The organism is Cyanobacteria bacterium FACHB-DQ100, assembly GCA_014695195.1.
In the GTDB taxonomy this organism is placed as follows: Bacteria; Cyanobacteriota; Cyanobacteriia; order Leptolyngbyales; family Leptolyngbyaceae; genus Leptolyngbya.
Genome location: JACJNW010000001.1, coordinates 1 through 4,209, shown reverse-complemented (window position 1 = coordinate 4,209; position 4,209 = coordinate 1). Strand labels below are relative to the sequence as shown.

4 protein-coding genes and 2 pseudogenes are annotated in these 4,209 nt (G+C 49.1%); 4 read left to right on the top strand and 2 right to left on the bottom strand.

All coding sequences use genetic code 11. The annotated features are described in order from the left end of the window. From H6F51_00030 to H6F51_00015, 4 genes and pseudogenes are all read left to right on the top strand, one after another. Window positions 1–107: IS1 family transposase (locus H6F51_00030; GenBank protein MBD1820918.1), on the top strand; the 107-nt coding region annotated here is incomplete at its 5' end. 24 nt (window positions 108–131) lie between these two features. Next, window positions 132–875: pseudogene (locus tag H6F51_00025) on the top strand (fatty acid desaturase). A gap of 15 nt (window positions 876–890) precedes the next feature. Further along, window positions 891–1,037 carry a hypothetical protein gene (locus tag H6F51_00020; GenBank protein ID MBD1820917.1) on the top strand — a complete coding sequence of 49 codons (147 nt, stop codon included), beginning with the start codon at window positions 891–893 and terminating at the stop codon, window positions 1,035–1,037. 51 nt (window positions 1,038–1,088) lie between these two features. Further along, window positions 1,089–2,972 carry an ATP-dependent metallopeptidase FtsH/Yme1/Tma family protein gene (locus H6F51_00015; GenBank protein MBD1820916.1) on the top strand — a complete coding sequence of 628 codons (1,884 nt, stop codon included), beginning with the start codon at window positions 1,089–1,091 and terminating at the stop codon, window positions 2,970–2,972. Window positions 2,973–3,035: 63 nt separating this feature from the next. Here H6F51_00015 and H6F51_00010 read toward each other — a convergent pair whose 3' ends face one another. Next, on the bottom strand, window positions 3,036–3,530 hold the full coding sequence (locus tag H6F51_00010; protein ID MBD1820915.1) for a response regulator: 495 nt from the start codon (window positions 3,528–3,530) through the stop codon (window positions 3,036–3,038). Window positions 3,531–3,653: 123 nt separating this feature from the next. Then, window positions 3,654–4,209 (bottom strand): annotated as a pseudogene (locus H6F51_00005) (IS6 family transposase).

The following is a 4,209-nucleotide window of genomic DNA, read 5'->3' as shown; positions in this document are numbered from 1 at the left end:
TGCATCGTAAGACCTTGTGCTACTCGAAGTCAGTGGAGATGCTCAGTCATTCGATTCGCTTGTTACTGCACTACCTCAAATTTCGAGATGTGCCCATTCCAGTCTAATTCATCTTCTCATTCAGCAATGCCTTCTCCTGGTCGGCACTGGGAGTTGCGATCTTCCTGCACTGGTTATTTGGCAGTATCGGCATTTGTCTGGGGTATCATCGACTACTGACGCATCGCAGTTTGCAGGTGCCAAAGGGATTGGAATATGCGATCGCAACTGTGGGTGCTTTGGCATTACAAGGGGGTCCAATCTTTTGGGTGGCAGGGCATCGTCGGCACCACACCTACACAGAAGACATTGACAAAGACCCCTATTCGGCAAAACGAGGGTTTTGGTGGAGCCACATGGGTTGGTTGCTTTACAACCGCCCAGAGTTTTTTGAATACGAATCAAATCGCAAATTTGCACCTGATTTAGCGAAAGATGCCTTCTACCGCTGGCTCGATCGCTATTATCTACTCCTGCAAATTCCCCTTGGCGTTGTGCTGTACCTGCTTGGCGGTTGGTCATTTGTAATCTATGGACTATTTCTCCGAGCCGTTCTGCTTTGGCATAGTACCTGGTTAATTAACTCTGCTAGTCACATGACAGGCTATCGCAGTCATGAGTCAGAGGACAATTCTCGGAATTTGTGGTGGGCAGCGATCCTGACTTATGGCGAAGGTTGGCACAACAATCACCATGCCTATCCCAATGTGGCAAAAGCAGGCTGGAAATGGTGGGAAATTGATATGACCTGGTGGGTGATTGTAAGCCTGAGGCAAGTAGGGTTAGCGCGAAGAGTTATTTTACCGCCTACTAACAACCTGTCAGCAAGGATCTAACTGATCTGCGGATCAATGACGGGAGCAGAATTAGGACAGAACCACGTCACATTGAATGCCTATGATGCAACAATTGTGTTGCACTCGTTTGTGTTGGCTCACGACTTACTCATATCATCATTAGAAGGACGGCGATCGAGTCTGTCTTTGGTTGACTTGTAACTTGAGCTACAAAATTCTAACGTTGAGAGAAAAGCATTGTGACCTTCACTTATGGCAATCAAAGAAAAACCGACACCGCCTCGTTCTCGCTTAATTTCAAACATCTTGCTTGCCGTATCGGGAGTATTCCTGCTCGTCAACTTGTTTTTGCCTAACTTGTTTGGTGCTCAAGTTCCGGGAGTTCCCTATAGCTTGTTCATTCATCAAGTGCAAGAAGGAGAAGTTAGCCAAGTTTCAGTCGGTCAGAATCAAATTCGGTATCAACTGAAAACCGAGGATGGTACGCCGGGACAAGTGTTTTCAACGACTCCGATCTTTGATTTAGAGCTACCCAAACTTTTAGAAGCAAAAGGGGTTGAGTTTGCCGCAACACCACCGCCAAGAAATGGCTGGTTTACGAGTCTGCTCGGCTGGGTGATTCCGCCGCTGATCTTTGTGGCAATTTGGCAATTCTTTCTAGCACGAGGCACGAATGGTCCACAAGGCGCACTGTCGATCGGTAAAAGTAAAGCCAAAGTGTATGTCGAAGGGGAATCCGAAAAGATCACGTTTGCGGATGTTGCCGGGGTAGAAGAAGCGAAAACTGAGTTAGTTGAGATTGTAGATTTTCTCAAAACTCCGGCACGTTATACCGCGATCGGCGCAAAAATTCCGAAAGGCGTATTGCTCGTGGGTCCGCCTGGAACTGGAAAAACGCTGTTAGCCAAAGCTGTCGCTGGCGAAGCGGGGGTTCCATTCTTCAGTATTTCGGGGTCTGAGTTTGTGGAACTGTTTGTCGGGGTGGGTTCTTCCCGAGTCCGCGATTTATTTGACCAGGCAAAGAAGCAAGCGCCTTGTATTGTGTTTATTGATGAACTTGACGCGATCGGCAGATCTCGCAGCAGCAGCGGTATGTATGGCGGGAATGATGAACGCGAACAAACGCTGAATCAATTGCTGACCGAAATGGATGGATTCGCAGCGACGGATGCGACTGTGATTGTCCTTGCGGCAACGAATCGCCCCGAAGTTTTAGATCAAGCCCTGTTACGTCCCGGTCGATTCGATCGACAAGTCTTAGTTGATCGACCTGATCTTTCGGGTCGGGATGCGATTCTGAGAATTCATGCTCAACAGGTCAAACTGGGTCCAGATGTCGATTTAAGAGCGATCGCAACTCGTACACCCGGTTTTGCCGGAGCCGATCTTGCTAATCTGGTCAACGAAGCAGCACTTTTGGCGGCTCGAAATCATCGTCAGACTGTGGCTCAAGAGGATTTTGCCGAAGCAATCGAGCGTGTAGTAGCGGGACTCGAAAAGAAAAGCCGTGTGCTGAACGAAACCGAGAAGAAGATTGTGGCATATCACGAAGTCGGTCATGCCTTGGTGGGAGCCTTAACCACTGGAAATGGTCGCGTTGAGAAAATCTCGATCGTGCCGCGCGGTATGGCAGCCTTAGGCTACACATTACAACTGCCAACAGAAGATCGCTTCTTGCTGAATGAAGCCGAACTCCGGGGACAAATTGCGACCTTGCTGGGTGGACGATCGGCAGAAGAAGTCATCTTTGGCAGCATCACAACAGGCGCTTCTAACGATTTGCAGCGAGCCACCGACTTAGCTGAACGCATGGTGACAACTTACGGCATGAGTAAGGTATTGGGACCACTCGCCTATCAGCAAGGACAGCAGGCAATGTTCTTAGGGGATGGTTCTAATCCTCGGCGGATGGTGAGCGAGGATACTGCAAAAGCGATCGATATCGAAGTCAAAGAAATTGTCGAAACGGCTCACGAAAGTGCCCTCGCGATTTTGCGCCAGAACCGGGAACTGCTCGAAGCGATCGCGACTCAACTGCTCGAAACCGAAGTGATTGAGGGCGAGACCTTGCAGGGTTTGTTGGGCAAAGTGCAGTCTCCTAGCCAAGTTAGCGACTCGCACAAAGTTGCGGTCTAGAATCGACAAGTTTTAGAAAGCAAGTCCCTTTCCAATCTTGGGAGGGGATTTGCTGTTTTGACGTTAGAGAGATCGTCCAACTAACTCCGCGATCGTCCTAATCAATTGAGTCCAATTAACGGGTTTCGCTAAGTGCTTTTGAAATCCCGACTCGATCGCTCTTTGTCGCTCCTGATCACTGACGTAAGCTGTGATCGCGGCTGCTGGAATTTGTCCTCCAGCTTCTAATGCTCTCACCTGCCGAATCAAAGAGAATCCATCCTCATCAGGCATTCCAATATCTGCTAAAAGGACATCAAATCGCTCAGGAGATGCCCTCAAAGCCGCGGTCGCTTCTCTAGCCGAGCCAACCCCAACCACTTCTGCCCCAACCTCTTCCAATCGGTACTTAAATAGGTTGCGACTATCCTCATCGTCATCCACCGCCAAAATTTGTAAGCCTGCCAAAGAAGGGACCTCCTGACTATCGACTTCTAAAAGGGCTGCTGCTGTGGACTCTAGGTCACTCGACGGTGTGATTTCTAGGAGTTGAGATCGTAGAGGCAATCTCACGGTCATCGTGGTTCCTTGCCCTTCTCCAGGACTTTCTGCCTGCACCGTACCGCCAAGGGTATCATCAACTTAACCGCTTATGTTCAAAATTAAGCACAATGATGCCTGAACATTCGGCGCTGCTCAATATTACGCAGCAACTTTCAAGCAAGCAATTTCTCGCCAATCTTCAAATCGTTGGCGCAGCTCTTCTTGGTATCGTTTTGCACTCAGTTCATGTTGTTTTGGGTGGAAGTGTCCTCGAATCGGGTCAAAGGCTGAGAGAAATCGTTGCGCTTGTCCAGGGGATTTGAATCGCCTCATTCGTCGTTCTCGTACCCTGGTCGGTTGATGCGAATTCTCCGCTCGATTATTCAACCCTTTGTGTTGTCGATGTTCTACGCTCGGCATCGCCTGTTTCTTTGCGGCTTCATAGCTTTTCAGCTTGTCGGTGACTATCACCCGTGGCACAAACCCTTGTTTCTTCAAAAGCTTACGGAAAAATCGCTTCGCTGCTTCAGTGTCTCGATGGCGTTGCAGTAAGACATCTAGCACGTTTCCTTCACTATCCACGGCTCGCCACAAATAATATTTAATATTGCTGTCTCTTAATCGTCACCGCCATTTCGTCGAGATGCCATTTGTCGGTGACGTAGGAACGCTTGCGCCGCACCTGATTGGCGTATTGCTGTCCGAATTTCTGGCA

Coding starts and splice junctions, on each gene's coding strand:
- H6F51_00020 (MBD1820917.1), top strand. CDS start 891: ATGACGGGAGCAGAATTAGGACAGAACCACGTCACATTGAATGCCTAT.
- H6F51_00015 (MBD1820916.1), top strand. CDS start 1,089: ATGGCAATCAAAGAAAAACCGACACCGCCTCGTTCTCGCTTAATTTCA.
- H6F51_00010 (MBD1820915.1), bottom strand. CDS start 3,530: ATGACCGTGAGATTGCCTCTACGATCTCAACTCCTAGAAATCACACCG.